Here is a 17,488-nt window from a genome sequence, read left to right on the forward strand (position 1 = left end):
TCCGTCGAGTCAGCTGCCGAGGATCAGTCCGGAGGTGGGGACACCGGTTCCCGCGGTGACCAGAACGGTGCTCGCACCGGCGATCTGGTTCACCGCGGTTCCCCGGATCTGACGGACACCCTCGGCGATGCCGTTCATGCCGTGGATGTACGCCTCGCCCAACTGCCCGCCGTGCGGGTTCAACGGCAATCGTCCGGTCAGGCCGAGGGATCCACCCGAGACGAAGTCCTTGGCCTCGCCGCGGCCACAGAATCCCAGTTCCTCGAGCTGCATCAGCACGAACGGCGTGAAGTGGTCGTAGAGGATCGCGGTGTCGACATCTGCAGGCGTGCGGCCGGATTGATCCCACAGTTGACGCCCCACGACGCTCATCTCCGGCAGCGCCGCCACGTCGTCGCGGTAGTAGCTGGTCATGACGAACTGGTCGGCCGCACTCCCCTGCGCTGCCGCAACGATCGACACCGCGGGATGCGGCAGATCCGCGGCGCGCTCGGCACTGGTGACCACGATCGCGACACCACCGTCGCTCTCCTGGCAGCAATCGAAGAGCCGCAACGGTTCCGCGACCCACCGCGACGACTGGTGCTGCTCGAGCGTCAGCGGTTTGCCGTAGAACCACGCCTTCGGATTCGTGGCGGCGTGGGCGCGGTCCGCGACGGCGACAGCCCCGAAATCTTCGCTGGTGGCGCCGTATTCGTGCATGTATCGGCGTGCGGCCATGGCGACCCACGCCGCGGGAGTGCCCAGACCCATGGGATACGACCACCCCGCGTCGACGCCGGACGACGTGGGCGCCGCGGCGACGCCGGTCATGACCTGCCCGAATCTCTGACCGGACCGCTCGTTGAACGCGCGGTAGCACACGACGACGTCGGCAACTCCCGTCGCGACCGCCATCGCGGCGTGCTGGACGGTGGCGCACGCGGCGCCGCCGCCGTAGTTCACGCGGGAGAAAAAGGTGAGTTCGTCGATGCCGGCGGCCCGCGCCACCGCGATCTCCATGCTCGTGTCCTGGGTGAAGGACACGAGGCCGTTCACGTCGGACATCTGCAGTCCGGCATCGGCCACGGCGGCCGTCACGGCCTCGGCGGCCAGTCGGAGTTCGCTCCGACCGGAATTCTTCGAGAAGTCCGTCGCGCCGATTCCGACGATCGCGGCGCGGCCGGACAGGCCCTGCGATGCGGTGCTCATGCGACGTCCTCCTGATTCAGGGTGACGGTGACCGTCCCCACGATGTGCCGGCCGAGCGAGTTGGACCCGATCACGCGCAGAGTCACGTCGTCACCGTCCACGGCGACGATCTCGCCGGTGAACGTGACCGTGTCGTACGCGTACCAGGGCACCCCGAGCCGCAGCGAAATCGAGGTGAAGACCGTTCCCGCGCCGGCCCACTCCTCGACGAACCGTTGCACCAGACCGGTGTCGGTCAGAATGTTGACGAAGATGTCGCGGGACCCACGCGCGACGGCGCTGTCGCGATCGTGGTGGACGTCCTGAAAGTCGCGGGTGGCCAGCGCCGACGCCACGACGAATGTCGGATCCGCGTGAACCACCATCGGCGCGAGCAACTCTCCCACCACCGGAGCCGCACTCCGGTCCCGAAGCCTGGATGCGCGCGGCACGTCGGCCACGCGCCAGAACGGGACGGTCAGCGTGTCGTCGACGCGGTCGTAGTCGACGCTTACGGCCATGCCGATTCGCACCAGATCACCGTCGATGCCTCGCAACTCCCCCAGCATGCGCGGCCCCTCGTCCAGCTGCACCAGAGCGACCACGAACGGCGTCCGGCGTCCGGGCACCGCCGGATGGTGATGCACCACGTAGCTGTGCACGGTCCCGGTGCCCGACATGACGGAGTAGTCCACCGGCGCCGCCGGGTCCGTGTCCACCCTCGGCACGGGAGGGTGGCGCAGCGATCCGTCGCCCAGGCGTTGGACACGGAGCTCCCGCGCCGATGTTCCCTGCCAGAAGAATTCGGTGTCCTGACTGACCACCGGTCTGAGCACGTCGGCAGGGACAGCGGTGGCCGGGGTCGCGGTGGACGCGCCGGCGGTGGACGAGCTGGAGTCGGCCGCGGGGGGCGCGAACTTCAGCACGCGGAAGGTCATCTCGGCGACGGGCTCGTCCGCCCGGAACCATGTGTTCCGCGTGGTGACGAACCATCCCTCGCCCACGGAAGTCTTCTTCGGACCGACCACCGATTCGAGCACGGTCGACACCGTCAGCTCGTCCCCTGTGTGAAGCGGCCGGTGATAGGTCTGGCCGCAGTCGGTCGCGACCACCGAGGTGTACCCGGCGTCGTCGAGAACGGCCATCATCGCGCCCAGCGGATCGTCGGGGGCGCGTCTGCCGCGCAGACCACCCATGGTCCACATCTGGAGCGTCGCCGCCGGAACGTCGCGAGTGGTGTCCGGCTCGAAACCCAGCGCCTCGAGCCATGTGTTGACCATGGGCCGATTCACCGGGTCGCGGCCCGCTCTGCGGGCGCTGGCTCCGGCGGCCGCGATGTCCGCAGCGCGCTGGGTGATGGTGTCGTTCACGCGACTCCCCTCGTGTCGGTCGGTGACCTGATTTCTGCAACACGTTACAGTCTGGTGCGCGATCCGACCGCGGGATCGCGTAACGAGGAATGCGGCTGCAATTTTGGCAACTGCACCTGTCGCTTCCTCCGCATGAGCTATAACGTGTTCTACAAACACGGCCCCGCCAACCCGGGGCCGGAAGACGAATCCCCCGGAGGAACCATCGTGAATCGAGTTGCAGGCAAGATCGCCTTCGTCACCGGCGCAGCGCGCGGGCAGGGACGAAGCCACGCAGTGCACCTGGCCGACGAGGGCGCAGACATCATCGCGTTCGACATCTGCGACAACATCGCCACCAACGAGTACGACCTCGCCACCGAAGCCGATCTCGACGAGACACGCTCCCTGGTGGAGAAGTCCGGGCGTCGCATCGTCACGGCCAAGGTCGACGTGCGCGATCGCGCATCGATGGACCGTGAACTTGCCGCCGCGATCGCCGAGATGGGCGGATCCCTCGACATCGTCGTGGCGAACGCCGGGATCTGTCCCCTGGGCAACGGAGTTCCCAAGGAAGGCTTCGTCGACGCCTTCGACGTGGACTTCGTCGGTGTCGTCAACACCATCCACGCCGCGATGCCGCACCTCGAGTCGGGCGCCTCCATCATCGCCATCGGCAGCGTCGCGGGTCTCGTTCCCCAGATCGGCATCAACGGCATGCAGGCACTGCAGGGACCGGGCGGAGACGGATACGGGCTGGCGAAGAAGATGATCCAGACCTACACCGCGTCACTGGCACTGACTCTCGGCCCCAGCATGATTCGCGTCAATGCGGTTCACCCCACCAACGTCAGCACCGACATGCTGCACAGCAAGGTCATGTACAAGACCTTCCGCCCGGACCTCGAGAACCCGACCCGTGAAGACGCCGAGGTCACGTTCCCCTTCATGCAGTCGATGCCGATTCCGTACGTCCAGCCGGACGACATCTCGCACGCCGTCGTGTACCTCGCGTCGGACGAGTCGCGCTACGTCACCGGCCAGCAGCTGCGCGTCGACGCCGGGGCGGGTCAGAAACTCGGGGTCTGATCACCCGCCGTCAGCGTGGAACGTGTTCCCTGCGGCCCACCGTTCGCCGGCTGCCCGGGTGCAGTGTGAGATGTCACCAGCTCGAGTAGAATTAGCGTCTCAGCGAAACGGAGGGTCCTGTGACACGTCCAGTTGCAGATGCCGAAAGCGGAACTCGTTCTCAGCGGGAACGCCGCAAGCGAATTCTCGATGCCACGTTGGCATTGGCGTCCAAGGGCGGATACGACGCCGTTCAGATGCGCGACGTCGCGGAGAAAGCCGACGTGGCCGTCGGCACGCTGTACCGCTACTTCCCGTCGAAGGTCCATCTCCTGGTCACCGCACTCGGCCGCGAGATGGAGCGCTTCGACGGGCGGAACGCGCGCGCCAAGTACAAGGCACTTCCCGCCGAGAAGCGGCTGCACATGATGATCGGCGGCATCACACGCGCGATGCAGAAGGATCCACTTCTCACCGAAGCGATGACGCGGGCATTCATGTTCGCGGACGCCTCGGCGGCCGCCGAGGTGGATCACGTGGGGCGCCTGATGGACAGCGTCTTCGCCGCCGCGATGGCCGACGGCGAGCCGACGTCCACCCAGCTCGACATGGCCCGCGTCATCAGTGACGTCTGGCTGTCCAACCTGGTCGCCTGGGTCACGCGCCGGGCGTCCGCCCAGGACGTCGCGCGTCGCATGGACACCACCGTTGCTCTACTGCTGCAAGAAAATTCGATAGATCAGTGAAGAGCTCGGGTCGACCCCGAGCCGACCCGAGGAGATTTGCTGTGCAGGACCGACTGCTCGACCGACGCATCGTGATAACCGGTGCAGGATCTGGGATAGGCGCGGGAACAACACTGCGACTGCTGTCGGAGGGCGCGCACGTCGTCGCTGTCGACGTCGACAGCCGTGGGCTGGAGGCAACCCGCACGGCTGCGGAAGGCCAGGGCGGCGGCAAACTCGTCACCGCGATCTGCGACATCTCCGACGAACACAGCGTCGCATCGCTGTACGCGGAAGTCGACGAGACTCTCGGCGGCCTCGATGCCGTCGTCAACGCCGCCGGCATTCTCGTTCCCGCGCACACCCACGAGATGTCACTCGCACTGTGGAACAAAGTGATCGCGGTCAACCTCACCGGAACGTTCCTCATGTGCCGCGCTGCGATACCGCGCCTGCTGGCGTCCCCCCGCGACGGGGTGATCGTGAACTTCTCGTCGACGTCGGCCACATTCGCGCACCCGTACATGGCTGCGTACGCCGCCACCAAGGGCGCGATCGCGTCGATGACTCACACCATCGCGCTCGAATACACGAAGCAGCGCCTGCGAGCGGTGTGCGTGAGTCCCGGCGGAATCACCAGCAAGATCACCACCGAGTCGATCCTGACCCTCCCCTCCGATGCGGACGGCACTCTGTTCGCGAAGCTCACGTCGCCGTTCGGCGGTGGCAGCTTCGGCGAACCCGCCGACGTTGCCGGAGTGGTCGCCATGCTGGTCTCGGACGACGGAAAGTTCATCAACGGCACCGAGATTCGCATCGACGGTGGCGCTCACATGTAGCGGTTCATCCGTGCTCGGGCCGTCGCGGCGGAGAGCTCAACCCGGTGAACAGGGCGGTGGACGCCTCCGTCAGGAGACGAGAGAGGTCGGCGTCCTCGTCGTCCAGCCACTGCTCGTACGCCGAGATCGCCACGCCGAGCGCGAGCCAGCCCGCCGTCCGCGGATACAGGTCGTCCGTCGCGACATGTGTTCGCGCAGCCACGAATTCGCCGATGACCTGACGCCACCCCTGATACATCACCATCGAGTACGCCTGCAGTGCAGGGACTTCGAAGATCAGACGCATCCGGGTTCGGTGGATGTCCCGTTCCTCGTCGGGGAACGAGTTGAACCGAACCAGCGCGGACACGAGCGCGTCGGGGATCGAACTCTCTGTCGGCATGTCCGCGAGCAGGTTTCGGAGAACGTCCAATCCGGCGTCGAAGTCTCCCCACGGAACGGCGCTCTTGGACGGGAAGTAACGGAAGAAGGTGCGGCGCGCGATGCCGGCCGCCTCGGCGATGTCGTCGACACTGGTGGCGTCGAAACCGCGTTCGGCAAAAAGGGCAATTGCCACGTCGCTGATACCGCCTCTCGTCGTCGACGGCGGACGGCCCACGGCAGCGGGCACTTCCTGGTCCACACCTTCTCCTCGTCGATGTCGTCGATTTTCGTACTTTATGCACTCGGTGCCACTATCGTGTGGTGTGCGCCACTACTCGGTGAAACGCACACGTTGTCGTCTCAGGAGGTTGCCATGTCGGATCAGTCGTCGCCCACGTTCGAAGCTTCGCAGTCGGAGGAGTCCTTGGTGGAGGAATCGTTGGTGGAGGAAGTCTCCATCGACGGCATGTGCGGCGTGTACTGAGCAGCCCGATGACGACCGGCCTCCGGCCTTCCCGCGAGATGAATCTCGATCTCGGGTGGCGGTTGAACCCGAAGGTGGCGCTTCGCCCCGAGCCGTTCGGGGCGTTGCTCTACCACTTCGGTACCCGCAAGCTCTCGTTCCTCAAGAACACCACCATCGTGACCATCGTGCAGTCACTGCCGGACCATCCGACTGCGCGCTCGGCCGTTCTCGCCGCCGGAGTCACGGAAGCAGCGTTGCCGAAATACGCTGACGCGCTGCGTGTTCTGGCCGAGTCGACCATGATCGTTCCCGCCGACGCACAGGAAGACGCAGCATGACCTCCACACTCTCCCGTCCTGAGCAGCCCGTGGGGCGTTTGGTCGATCAGTTCGAACTCGGCCTCGACGCCCCGATCTGCCTGACGTGGGAACTGACGTACGCCTGCAACCTGTCCTGCGTGCACTGCCTGTCCTCCTCCGGCCGCCGCGACCCCCGCGAACTGTCCACCCAGCAGTGCAAATCGATCATCGACGAGCTCCAACGCATGCAGGTGTTCTACGTCAACATCGGCGGCGGCGAACCCACCGTCCGCAGTGACTTCTGGGAACTCGTCGACTACGCCACCGCCCACCAGGTCGGGGTGAAGTTCTCCACCAACGGCGTCAAGATCGACCAGACGGCCGCCGCCCGGCTCGCCGCGTCCGATTACGTGGACGTGCAGATCTCCCTCGACGGCGCCACCGCCGAGGTCAACGACGCCGTCCGCGGACCCGGCTCGTTCGACATGGCCGTCCGCGCGCTGCGCAACCTCAAAGACGCCGGATTCCGGGATGCGAAGATCTCTGTGGTCGTCACCCGCCACAACGTCTCCCAGCTCGACGACTTCAAAGCCCTCGCCGACGACTACGACGCCACGTTGCGGATCACCCGGTTGCGCCCGTCCGGACGTGGTGCGGACGTGTGGGACGACCTGCACCCCACCGCCGGGCAGCAACGCCAGCTCTACGACTGGCTCGTCGCCAACGGTGAGGGGGTGCTGACGGGGGATTCGTTCTTCCACCTCTCCGCCTACGGTGACGCCCTACCGGGCTTGAACTTGTGTGGTGCGGGGCGGGTGGTGTGCCTGATCGACCCCATCGGGGATGTGTACGCGTGCCCGTTCGCCATTCACGAGCAGTTCCTCGCCGGCAACATCGTCACCGATCACGGGTTCCAGTCGGTGTGGCAGACCTCGGAGCTGTTCCAGGAGTTGCGGTCTCCGCAGACCGGTGGGGCGTGCACGAAGTGCCAGCATTTCGATTCGTGCCGGGGTGGGTGCATGGCGGCGAAGTTCTTCACCGGCCTGCCCATGGACGGCCCGGACCCCGAATGCGTGCAGGGGTACGGGGAATCGGCGTTGGCCGCCGACCGCGGCGCCGTCCCGAAGTCCAGTGTCGATCACTCCCGCAGCGGCACGAGGGCCACCCCCAAAGCATCGGTGCCGCTGACACTGCTCGTGGGGCAAGGCGGAGCACCAGTGAAGATCTGCGACGAAAACCCGCTCGCAGGAATGGCTTCGAGCAAGGACGACCGGTGAAACTCCGCGACCTGCAGGCCCACAACCCGTGGGCGAGAAACCCGTGGATGGAGACCGTCGCCGAAGCGCAGCGACGAGCCAAGAAACGGCTACCCCCGTCGGTGTACTCGGCGCTGATCGCCGGCTCCGAGCGCGGCAGCACCTACGACGACAACATGGCAGCGTTCGGCGAACTCGGTTTCGCCCCGCACGTCGCCGGCCACGCCGCCGTCCGTGATCAGTCCACAACGGTTATGGGACAACACATCTCCATGCCGGTGATCATCTCCCCCACCGGCGTCCAGGCCGTCGACCCGGACGGGGAGGTCGCCGTCGCACGCGCTGCCGCCGCCCGCGGCACCATCATGGGTTTGTCGTCGTTCGCGTCCAAGTCCGTCGAAGAAGTCGCTGCGGTCAACCCTCAGACACTGTTTCAGGTGTACTGGCTCGGGACCCGCGACGAGATGGTCGCCCGTATGGAACGGGCGAAAGCCGCCGGCGCCGTAGGCATCATCCTGACGCTCGACTGGTCGTTCTCGTACGGCCGCGACTGGGGCAGCCCCTCCATTCCCGAGACCATGAACCTGGCCGCCATGGCGAAGTTCGCACCGGAGGGCCTCATTCGGCCGGCGTGGTTGTACAAGTTCGCCAAGTCGGGACGCATCCCCGCCCTGACGACGCCGAACATCCTCCCCGCCGGCGCACCACAGCCGCCGACGTTCTTCGGGGCCTATGGAATGTGGCAGCAGACCCCGCCACCGTCGTGGGAGGACGTCGCCTGGCTCCGCGCACAGTGGGACGGCCCGTTCATGCTCAAGGGCATCTCCCGGGTCGACGACGCCCGCCGCGCCATCGATGCCGGCTTCTCCGCCATTTCCGTCTCGAACCACGGCGGCAACAACCTCGACGGCACACCCGCCACCATCCGCATGCTCCCGGCCGTCGCCGAGGCCGTCGGCGATCAGATCGAGGTTCTCCTCGACGGCGGCATCCGGCGGGGCAGCGACGTCGTCAAGGCCGTCGCCCTCGGCGCCCGCGCCGTGATGATCGGCCGTGCCTACCTGTGGGGTCTCGCCGCGAACGGGCAGGCCGGTGTGGAGAACGTTCTCGACGTCCTCCGAATGGGCGCCGACAGCGCGCTGCTCGGCATGGGCAAGAGCTCGCTCGCCGATCTCGGACCGGACGACATCGTCGTGCCCGACGGGTTCGTCAGGGCCCTCGGGGTGACGCGGGAGGCGGTAGTTCAGACGTCCTGACCGTCGCCGGCGTCGATCGCGTCGGCGAGTAGTTGCGCGAGGTGTTCACCCCGCCGATCGGTCAGGTCGGACAGTTGGGTTCGGCACGAGTACCCGTCGGCCAGGATGACGGTGTCCGCGGCCGCGGCGTCCACCGCGGGGATCAACTGTTGCTCGGCGACGGCCACCGACACCTCGTAGTGACCCCGCTCGACCCCGAAGTTGCCCGCGAGTCCACAGCACCCGCCCAGCCTGTCGACCTGCGCGCCTGCCCGATCCAGCAGTGCGGCATCCACACTCCACCCCATCACGGCGTGATGGTGGCAATGCGGTTGCGCCACAACCTTCTTGCCGGACATCGACGATGGTTGCCAGCCGCGATCGGTCAGCAACTCGGCGAGGGTGCGGGTGGCGTCGGCCACCTGTTTCGCGTTGTCGTCGTTCACGAGTTGCACAGCGTCGGAGCGAAGCACACCGGTGCACGACGGCTCCATCCCCACGATCGGGACGCCCTCCTCCGCGGAGCGAGCCAGCGCCTCGACGGTCCGACCCAAAATTTTCTTCGCGGCGTCCAGTTGACCCGTCGAGATCCAGGTCAGCCCACAGCACTGCTGCTTCTCGGTCAAACGCGGACTGAAGCCCGCCTCCTCGAGCACCCGCACGGTCGCCACCCCCACCTCGGGGGTGAAGTAGTTGGTGAACGAATCGACGAACAACGTGACCGGGTCTCCGCCGGTCGTGCGCTCGCCGGCCGTGGAGGCGAACCAGGATCGAAAGGTCGTGTCGGCGAACGGCGGGATCGTGCGGCGACCGTCCACACCGGCCGCGGCGAGAGCCAAGGGGCCTATCCCGCGAATCCGCATGGCGGCGTTGACCGATCGGGGTGCCTTGCTCGCCAGCTTGGCCCAACGCGGCAACCACCCGAGCGAGTAGTGCGAGGCCGGCCTCTTCCTGCCCTTGTAGCTCTGGTGAAGGACCTCGGATTTGTAGGCCGCCATGTCGACGCCGGTCGGGCAGTCGGAGGCGCAGCCCTTGCAGGACAGGCAGAGATCGAGCGCCTCGTGCACCTCCGGTGATCGCCATCCACCCGACACCTCGGTCCCGTTGATCATCTCCTGCAGCACACGGGCCCGCCCGCGGGTCGAGTCCTTCTCGTCTCGGGTGGCCAGGAACGACGGGCACATCACCCCACCGGTCGCGGTGTTGTCCGCCCGGCACTTGCCCACCCCGGTGCAGCGGTGAACGGCTTGGGAAAAGTCGCCTCCGTCATCGTGATACGCCAAGGCAAGGTTGCGACGAAACGGCACCGCAGCGGGCACACGCAGATCCGCGTCGACGGGACGCGGGTCCACCACCACTCCGGGATTGAAAATGTTGTCGGGGTCGAAGGCGTCCTTGACCGCCGCGAACAGAGCCTGTGCGTCCTTCGAATACATCAGCGGCAGAAGCTCACTGCGAGCTCGGCCGTCCCCGTGCTCGCCCGAAAGCGAGCCCCCGTATCCGGCCACGAGGGTTCCGGCCGCAACCAGAAATTTTCTGAACACCTCTGTCCCACCGGGCTTGTCGAGGGGAAGATCGACCCGAATGTGCAGGCACCCGTCGCCGAAATGGCCGTAAGGAAGTCCTGTCACCCCGAAGTCGGTCATCAACCTGTCGAAGTCCCGAAGGTAGTCACCCAGGCGATCCGGCGGGACAGCCGCGTCCTCCCATCCCGCGTGCGCGGGCAACCCGGAAGGGCTGCGGCCGGCGAGGCCGGCGCCGTCGGCCCGAATGCGCCACAGCGCGGCGGTCTGCCCCGGATCGGTCACGATCAGCGAATCGTCCGCACCACACTGGGCAGCAACATGATTCGCGCGTTCGAGGGCTTCGCCTGCCGACGCGCCGACGACCTCGACGAACAGCCACGCCGACCCTCGCGGCAAGGGGGGCACGGCATTAGGCCCGCGCCGCGTCCTGACGACGTCGACGATTCGGGAATCGATACCCTCGCACGCGGTGGGCGAGAACCGGAGAACCGACGGCGAGGCATCTCCGGCTGCGGCGATATCGGAATAGCCGAGCACGACCAGCACCGACGACTCGGGTTCGTTCACGAGACGAACCGTCGCTTCGGTCACGAGGCCCAGCGTTCCCTCGCTGCCGACCAACATCCGCGCCACGTCGAATCGGTTCTCCGGCAGCAGATGCTCGAGGGCGTACCCCGACACCTGCCGACCGAACTGGCCGAACTCGGTCCGCATCGTTGCCAAGCCACCGGCCGAAATCGTCTGCAGGCGTTCGAGGACGGGAGAATCCGACGGGTGTTCGACGCGGCCTGTGACGACCGCGGAGCCCAGACGGATGTGCTCGCCCGATCCGGTCAGGACTTCGAGGGCGGTGACGTTGTCCGAAGTCCGCCCGTAGCCGAGCGTGCGGGTGCCGCACGCGTTGTTTCCGATCATCCCGCCGATGGTGCACCGGGTGTGAGTCGAGGGGTCCGGGCCGAACCGAAGCCCGCGCTGAGCAGCCGCGGCCTGCAGAGAGGCCTGCACGACTCCGGGTTGGACCACCGCCGTGCGCTCGTCCGGGTCGAGCGAGAGAACATGATTCATGTGTCGGCTGAAGTCCACGACCAGCCCGGTGCCCACAGCGTTGCCTGCGACGGAGGTTCCGGCCCCGCGGGCGGTGATGGGCACCCCGAGCGCCCGCGCCACGGACACGAGTGCCGACACCTCGCCGGAGTCTCGGGGACAGACCACCGCGGTCGGGGTCACCCGATAGAGCGACGCATCCGAGGAGTACGAATGTCGTTGTGCGCCATCGGTGTACACGTCGGTGACACCGCACGCGCGGAGTTCCTCGACCAGACGACTCACTGACACCATGCGTAGCATGTTACAGAGCGTGGCATGTCAGGGGCCCTCGACCGCACGATCCGATTGTTAAAGTCCGTACGTGCCCGCAAGCGACCTTCGCCTCGAGCCGCTCCCCCGCGCACCCGGTCGACGAGTCGAGCAGGTTGCCACCGCGATACGAGCGGCGATCGACGCCGGTGTCATGTCGCCGGGAGTGAAATATTCGGCTTACCAGCTGTCTGACCTTCTCGGCGTCTCCCGCACGCCCGTCCGGGACGCGCTGCTCCGACTGGAGGAAGTCGGGCTCATCCAGTTCGAGGCCCGGCAGGGTTTTCGCATCGTTCTGCCCCACCCCAAGGAGATCGCCGACATCTTCGCGGTGCGCATCGCACTCGAGGTACCCGCGGTCAGACGGGCAGCGTCGACGGCCGACCCGAACACAGTCCGCGCCCTCGAGAAACAACTTGCGCGGATGCACACAGCAGTCGCCGACGACGACGAACCCGGCCTGGCCCGCCACGACCTGTCGTTCCACGACGCGATTCTCGGTGTCGCCGGCAACCACAGCGCACGAAAGATTGTCGCGACACTCCGAGAGTCGACCCGGTTGCTCGGGGCCACTACCGGGCACCGCTCGCGCACCCTGGCCGACATCGACAACGAGCACACGCCCATTCTCGCGGCGATCGCCGCGAACGACGCCGATGCTGCCGAAGCCGCAATGCGTGAGCACTTGGAGGTCACCGGCCGCCTACTGGTCGAGCAGGCCATCAAGGAACAGCAGCTCGAGCTAGACGCAGACTCCATCTGGGCGAACGCAGTGGCCGACTGACATCCGAGAGACCGGTCGCGGCGGGTCATCTATTTCTCGAACTCTCGAGGGGGTGGCGGGCGCGCTGCGATATTGCACCCAGATCGACGGAATACGCGGGATCCCGCGCATGTGACCGACTTGGGTGCAGTCACGGTCGGGCGGACTACGGCTATGCCCTCGACATGACAATCGTGTTCCGCAGTACTCCCAACCCGTCGACCTCGACTTCGACGGTGTCACCGGGATGCAACAGCCACGCAGGTGTGCGCGCGTAGCCCACGCCGGACGGCGTTCCGGTGGCCAGGAGGTCACCGGGGTTGACGGTGAAGGTGCGCGATATGTGGGCGAGGGTGTCGCCGACGGTATAGATCATCTGGTCGGTGCTCGCGTCCTGCACCGTCTCGCCGTTGACCCGAGTCGAAATTCGCAGCCCGCGTCGGAGGTCACCCACTTCCCCGGCGGGCACGAGTGGACCGAGCGGCCCGGAACGATCCGCGTTCTTCCCCAGAATCCATTGCGACGTGAGCTTCTGGGCCCGGCGAGCCGTGATGTCGTTGAAGGTGGAGTAGCCGACCACCGCGTTCAGCGCGTCGTCCGGGGTGGCGTTCGAGATCGGGGAGCCGACCCAGGCCATCACCTCGCCCTCCCAGTCGAGGCCGTCCTCGTCGATCGGCACCGAGACCTCGTCCCCACCGACGGTGAGCGACGCCGGCCAGCGGGCGAACAGGGTCGGATGCTCCGGCACAGGCTCGGCGCGGTAGCTCCCCTCGGCCACATGATCGCGATAGTTCAGACCGATGCAGATGACGCGCGCGCCGGGAAGGACCGGCGGCACGAAGGTTACGTCGTCGCTCGACACCGTCTCGCGTCCGGCGCGCGTCATGAAAGCGGCTGCATCCGACCAGAACTCGTGGAGGCCGGCCACGACGGTCACCCTGGAACCGTCACCTCCGAGGTCGGCGACCTCCACGGCGTCGCTCCCGTGGCGTTTGATCCCGACTAGTCGCATGGTCCTTCTCCGTTCAGCCTCATCCAGGAAAACCTTCCAAACCTTCGGAGGTTTATGGTCTGATGAGAACTATGCCAACACGGACCCCGTCAGAGCAAGGCCCCGGTCGACCATCGATGGTCTTCGGCCGCCGAACACGCGCGGAGGACTTGGCCGCGGCCCTGGACGAGCGCATCCGCGACAGCGGACTCGAAGCCGGCGATGCGGTCGGCACATTCGAATCGCTGCGCGCAGAAACAGGTTTCGCGTACTCGACTGTCAGTGAAGCAGTGCGGCTTCTGCGCGACCGCGGTGTTCTCGAGATCCGTCCCGGCAGAAACGGCGGACTGTTCGTCGCCGAATCCGGACCGGTGGTCAGGATGAGACACACCCTTCTCGCGGTGGCCGACGATCCCACCGCAGTGGCGGACGCCATCGAACTTCGAGAGCAACTCGAACCGCTGATCGACGTGTCCGCGGCCCGGCACTGCACCGATCGTGACGCTGTCGAACTTCGTCACGCCCTGAACGCGATGGATTCGGCACGAACGTGGGCAGGCTTCATGCGCGCGAACTGGGCTCTGCACGAACGTATTGCTGCGATCTGCCCCAACGAGATGGCCCGGGCGGTGTACGTCGGGACGCTCGGGTACCTGAACTCGGCGACTCCGAGTGTCGACGACACCGACGCCGACGCCTATCGGGGCGAGCGCTACCGAATTCACGTCGATCTGGTGAACGCAATCATCGATGGCAGCGAGGACGCCGTACGAGCGATCGTCCTCCGGCACAACAACACACCAACCGGAAGGACGACGCCATGACCGGAGAATTCCGTCAGTACCTGTTCCCGGAGGACCACCCGCGCCTTGCCGACGTTCGCGGGATGGACCCGTACACGTACGCCAAGGCAGCACGTGAACCGGGAACGTTCACCGGGGACCTGGTTGCGGGCTGGACTCCGTTGTATCTGAACGAGTTCCGAGGAGTCACCGAGAACGGCGTTCTGCGTGCCGATGTTCACCGGTGGGAGCCGGCACTGCCCGGCGAAGCTGCGCCGGTGGCAGCGATGGTGGCAGCCGCAGAGGATTTCCTGGCCGCGTTGGAACCTGACTCACGAGCGGCGGTGATGTTTCCGGTCGATGCCCCCGAGTGGCAGACGTGGGCCAACCCGGAATTCATGCAGTTCGACACCGGCCTTCGACTGGAGTTCCAGCCCGAGGAGGTGCGAGCCAAGGCGCTCGCGCTGATGGCCGCGTCTCTGAGTCCGGAGGGCTACGAGTTGGCGCACAACATGATGCTGATCAACGGGTTCCTGGGTGAGGTGGTCGGACTGCAGAGCGTGCTGGGCGAGTTCAGCTACAACATCGCGGTCTACGGCACGCCGGATCCGGTTGCCCCGTGGGGCTGGCACGTGTTCGGACACCACATGGCCGTCAACTGCCTGGTGGTGGACGGCCGAATGGTGATCAGCCCGACCTTCCTGGGCGCAGAGCCGAACGAGATCGACGACGGCGAGCACGCCGGAATCGAATCGTTCACTCCCCGGATCGACCTGGGGATCGACCTGATGTCCAGGCTGACACCCGAGCAGCGTTCCAGGGCAACGATATACGAGAAAATGGTGGACCCCGCGATGCCCGCCGGCCGCGTCCATCCCGGCGACGAACGGCACCTGGCCGGCGCGTTTCAGGACAACCGGCAGATCCCGTTCGAGGGAATCTGCGCCACCGAGATGTCACCGGACTCGCGACGGGTGCTGCTGGACATCGTCGAACAGTTCGTCCTTCTGCTGCCGACCGGCCCTCGCAGAGCAGCGATGCGCCAGGTAGCGCGATGGCTACCCGAGACGTGGTTCTCGTGGATCGGTGGACACGAACGCGGAGACGTCTTCTACTACCGCATCCAGTCGCCTGTCGTCATTGCCGAACTGGATCATCACTGCGGCGTCTTCCTCGACTACGACACACCCAAACCGTTCCACATCCACACCGTTCTACGGACACCGCACGGCAACGACTACGGGCGCGCCTTCGTCCGTCAGTGGCAGAAGCGGTCTCGATGACGACCAGGGGGTGAGGACATGGCCGACATCGGTCGTGCCACCGTGGTTCTCGATGCCATCGCGGAAAGCAGCGGCTCCCTCACCCTGACCGAACTCGCGTTGCGCACCGGGCTGCCCCGCTCCACGGTTCACCGGATCGTGCAGTCCCTCGAGCAAGAGTTGTTCGTCGTTCGGTTACCGGATCGTCAGGGCTACTCGCTGGGCCCCGGTCTGCTCAAGTTCGGCATGGGTGCCCACCTGAAGCTGTTGTCCGCCAACCGGCCACAGCTCGCGCAGCTGGCACGGGTCATGAACGAGCACGTGGAACTTGCCGTCTTCTCCGGGCGGGAGGTCGTGGTGGTCGATCAATTGGCGTCTCCGGACCGCCTCCGAGGAGTGACCAAGGTAGGAAAGAGCTTCTCGCTGCACGCGAGTTGTATCGGTACGGCTCTGCTTGCTCATCTTCCGGCGGATCGAGTGTCGGACCTCGTTCGCGAGCCGTTGACGCGCTTCACGGCGAACACGATCGTCGATCCAGCGGAGCTGACTGCGCGATTGGACCGAATTCGTCTGTCCCACATTGCGATCGACAACGAAGAGCACGACGTGGGAATTTCGGCCGTCGCGACGGGATTCGTCGGACCTACGGGAGCGTTGCAAGCGGTGAGCATCGTGATGCCGACCTCGCGCTTCGCCGACAAACGCGATCGTGCGATCGATGGTTTGAAAGTTCTCAACCCTGCGGTGAACCTGCGCGCGCTGTAGCCGTAGAGGTGGTCGACGCCGGGCGCCCGTTCGAACGACCGGCGACATACAGACCGGCCACAGCAACCAGGCACAGACCCGCGGATGCGGCGAACACCGAGAACAAGCCGTGCGCCCCGCCGACGGCGATCGCCGAACCGCCGAGGACCGGTCCGAGGAACGCGCCGATGAACGAGGTGCTGTTGGACCACCCCAGCGCCTGCGCGCGAACCGGAAGCGGAAACACGTCGGCGGTCGTCGTGTGGACCAGATTCATGGTGGAGTGCCCTCCGATTCCCATGAACGCCACGCACACGATGGTGGTCGAGGGTGTCACGGGGAGCGTCAGCATGCCCACCAGACCACCGAGCGTGCACGCTGCGGTGATGATCGAAACCGGTGCCGAGCCCCGCCGGTCGGCAGCGCGGGCAGTGAGGAAGGACCCGAGAACCGCGGCTCCGGTGAGGGTGAACGAGAGCAGCAACGCCGCTCTCAGCGAGTATCCCAGATCGATCATCGCCTGTGTGCCCCACACGTTGAGGCCCTGCCACGCAACCATGTTGGCCACGGCGCAGCCGGCGATGATCACGGTGATCACCAAGCCCCGGCCCGTGAACATGGTGCGCACCTTCTGCCGAGTCGACCATGCCCTCCCTGCGATCTCCTGTGGTGTGTCCGTCGGAATCGTCATCCGGGACACCGCTGCGGCGATCGCGAGTGCGGCGGTCGCGCCGACGAAGAACATGGGTCGCCAGCCGAACGCCGGAAGGATCGGTACCGCCAGCAACGCGGCAACGACACCTCCGAGGGGGATGCCCGCCATCGTGACAGTCACAACGAACGAGGCGTGCTTGGACGCGGAACTGTTGCGCGCGGTGGTCATTGCAGTGGTCAGCGATCCCCCGATGCCGAAGCCGGTGACGAGTCGTGCAGCGGCGAGAACCGTCACGCCGGTCGCAGAACCGGTCAGGACAGCGCCGAGCGCAAACAACCCGATCGCGATCAACAAGACCTTCTTGCGGCCGATCCGATCCGCGACCTGCGGCGCCAGGATGGCACCGCAGATCGCTCCGATGTAGACCAACCCACCGACCAAACCCGCTGTCCGATCGGTCAAACCGAGCGAGGGATCCTTCAACAGAAGGGGAACCACAGAGCCGTACACGATGAGGTTGAAGCCCTCGATCACCGTGATGAACATGCAGAGCGCGATCACGCGCGGGTGCGATCGAGTTTCGGCGGCGGCCGCGCCCTCGAAAGGAATGGTCGGTTGCATCTGATTCTCCAGGTCGTG

General features: G+C 66.2%; 17 protein-coding genes. 11 read left to right on the forward strand and 6 right to left on the reverse strand.

Annotation, left to right across the window (positions count from 1 at the left end; genetic code table 11):
• Positions 1-9 precede the first annotated feature (9 nt).
• Both AC59JP_RS09620 and AC59JP_RS09625 read right to left on the reverse strand, forming a co-directional pair.
• Complete coding sequence (locus AC59JP_RS09620) at positions 10-1,191, reverse strand: lipid-transfer protein (RefSeq protein ID WP_497325530.1); 1,182 nt, start codon at positions 1,189-1,191, stop codon at positions 10-12.
• Positions 1,188-2,540, reverse strand: a complete 1,353-nt coding sequence (locus AC59JP_RS09625) for an OB-fold domain-containing protein (RefSeq protein WP_497325531.1) — start codon at positions 2,538-2,540, stop codon at positions 1,188-1,190. The genes AC59JP_RS09620 and AC59JP_RS09625 overlap by 4 nt, the downstream gene beginning before the upstream one ends.
• A gap of 207 nt (positions 2,541-2,747) precedes the next feature.
• Between AC59JP_RS09625 and AC59JP_RS09630 the strand changes: the two genes are divergently transcribed.
• The 3 genes from AC59JP_RS09630 (at position 2,748) to AC59JP_RS09640 (ending at position 5,151) form a co-directional block, all read left to right on the forward strand.
• Complete coding sequence (locus tag AC59JP_RS09630; RefSeq protein WP_497325532.1) at positions 2,748-3,608, forward strand: mycofactocin-coupled SDR family oxidoreductase; 861 nt, start codon at positions 2,748-2,750, stop codon at positions 3,606-3,608.
• A gap of 119 nt (positions 3,609-3,727) precedes the next feature.
• Positions 3,728-4,333: a cholesterol catabolism transcriptional regulator KstR gene (gene kstR / locus AC59JP_RS09635; RefSeq protein ID WP_497325533.1), complete on the forward strand. Its 606-nt coding sequence runs from the start codon at positions 3,728-3,730 to the stop codon at positions 4,331-4,333.
• Positions 4,334-4,374: 41 nt separating this feature from the next.
• Positions 4,375-5,151, forward strand: coding sequence for an SDR family NAD(P)-dependent oxidoreductase (locus AC59JP_RS09640; protein ID WP_497325534.1), 777 nt, complete (start codon positions 4,375-4,377; stop codon positions 5,149-5,151).
• Between the two features lie 4 nt (positions 5,152-5,155).
• Here AC59JP_RS09640 and mftR read toward each other — a convergent pair whose 3' ends face one another.
• Positions 5,156-5,773 (reverse strand): mycofactocin system transcriptional regulator MftR, encoded by a 618-nt coding sequence (mftR, locus tag AC59JP_RS09645; RefSeq protein WP_497325535.1) that lies wholly within the window; start codon positions 5,771-5,773, stop codon positions 5,156-5,158.
• A gap of 114 nt (positions 5,774-5,887) precedes the next feature.
• Between mftR and mftA the strand changes: the two genes are divergently transcribed.
• From mftA to mftD, 4 genes are read left to right on the forward strand one after another with little or no spacing between them, the layout of a single operon-like run.
• A complete protein-coding gene (mftA, locus tag AC59JP_RS09650) occupies positions 5,888-5,998 on the forward strand; it encodes a mycofactocin precursor MftA (protein WP_497325536.1) in 111 nt (36 codons plus the stop codon).
• A gap of 8 nt (positions 5,999-6,006) precedes the next feature.
• Positions 6,007-6,318, forward strand: a complete 312-nt coding sequence (mftB, locus tag AC59JP_RS09655; RefSeq protein ID WP_497325537.1) for a mycofactocin biosynthesis chaperone MftB — start codon at positions 6,007-6,009, stop codon at positions 6,316-6,318.
• On the forward strand, positions 6,315-7,556 hold the full coding sequence (mftC, locus tag AC59JP_RS09660; protein ID WP_497325538.1) for a mycofactocin radical SAM maturase: 1,242 nt from the start codon (positions 6,315-6,317) through the stop codon (positions 7,554-7,556). Before mftB ends, mftC begins: the two co-directional genes overlap by 4 nt.
• 47 nt (positions 7,557-7,603) lie before the next feature.
• Entirely contained in the window at positions 7,604-8,791 is a 1,188-nt protein-coding gene (mftD, locus tag AC59JP_RS09665; RefSeq protein WP_497325746.1) for a pre-mycofactocin synthase MftD, read from the forward strand.
• On the opposite strand, the gene AC59JP_RS09670 is transcribed toward mftD, so the two are convergent.
• Positions 8,779-11,643: an FAD-binding and (Fe-S)-binding domain-containing protein gene (locus AC59JP_RS09670; protein WP_497325539.1), complete on the reverse strand. Its 2,865-nt coding sequence runs from the start codon at positions 11,641-11,643 to the stop codon at positions 8,779-8,781. The two genes, mftD and AC59JP_RS09670, sit on opposite strands and share 13 nt — an antisense overlap.
• A gap of 61 nt (positions 11,644-11,704) precedes the next feature.
• On the opposite strand from AC59JP_RS09670, the gene AC59JP_RS09675 reads away from it, so the two are divergent.
• Positions 11,705-12,436, forward strand: a complete 732-nt coding sequence (locus AC59JP_RS09675; RefSeq protein WP_497325540.1) for a GntR family transcriptional regulator — start codon at positions 11,705-11,707, stop codon at positions 12,434-12,436.
• 151 nt (positions 12,437-12,587) lie between these two features.
• Here AC59JP_RS09675 and AC59JP_RS09680 read toward each other — a convergent pair whose 3' ends face one another.
• On the reverse strand, positions 12,588-13,427 hold the full coding sequence (locus AC59JP_RS09680; RefSeq protein WP_497325541.1) for a fumarylacetoacetate hydrolase family protein: 840 nt from the start codon (positions 13,425-13,427) through the stop codon (positions 12,588-12,590).
• A gap of 116 nt (positions 13,428-13,543) precedes the next feature.
• On the opposite strand from AC59JP_RS09680, the gene AC59JP_RS09685 reads away from it, so the two are divergent.
• The 3 genes from AC59JP_RS09685 to AC59JP_RS09695 are packed head-to-tail and all read left to right on the forward strand — an operon-like array spanning position 13,544 to position 16,215.
• Entirely contained in the window at positions 13,544-14,230 is a 687-nt protein-coding gene (locus tag AC59JP_RS09685; protein ID WP_497325542.1) for a FadR/GntR family transcriptional regulator, read from the forward strand.
• Positions 14,227-15,471: a DUF3500 domain-containing protein gene (locus AC59JP_RS09690; protein ID WP_497325543.1), complete on the forward strand. Its 1,245-nt coding sequence runs from the start codon at positions 14,227-14,229 to the stop codon at positions 15,469-15,471. Before AC59JP_RS09685 ends, AC59JP_RS09690 begins: the two co-directional genes overlap by 4 nt.
• Positions 15,472-15,489: 18 nt before the next feature.
• Complete coding sequence (locus AC59JP_RS09695; RefSeq protein ID WP_497325544.1) at positions 15,490-16,215, forward strand: IclR family transcriptional regulator; 726 nt, start codon at positions 15,490-15,492, stop codon at positions 16,213-16,215.
• Here the strand turns inward: AC59JP_RS09695 and AC59JP_RS09700 are convergent.
• Positions 16,184-17,470, reverse strand: coding sequence for an MFS transporter (locus tag AC59JP_RS09700; protein WP_497325545.1), 1,287 nt, complete (start codon positions 17,468-17,470; stop codon positions 16,184-16,186). The two genes, AC59JP_RS09695 and AC59JP_RS09700, sit on opposite strands and share 32 nt — an antisense overlap.
• Positions 17,471-17,488: the final 18 nt, after the last annotated feature.

The sequence above is a fragment of the Rhodococcus sp. 320_ES genome (assembly GCF_059691855.1).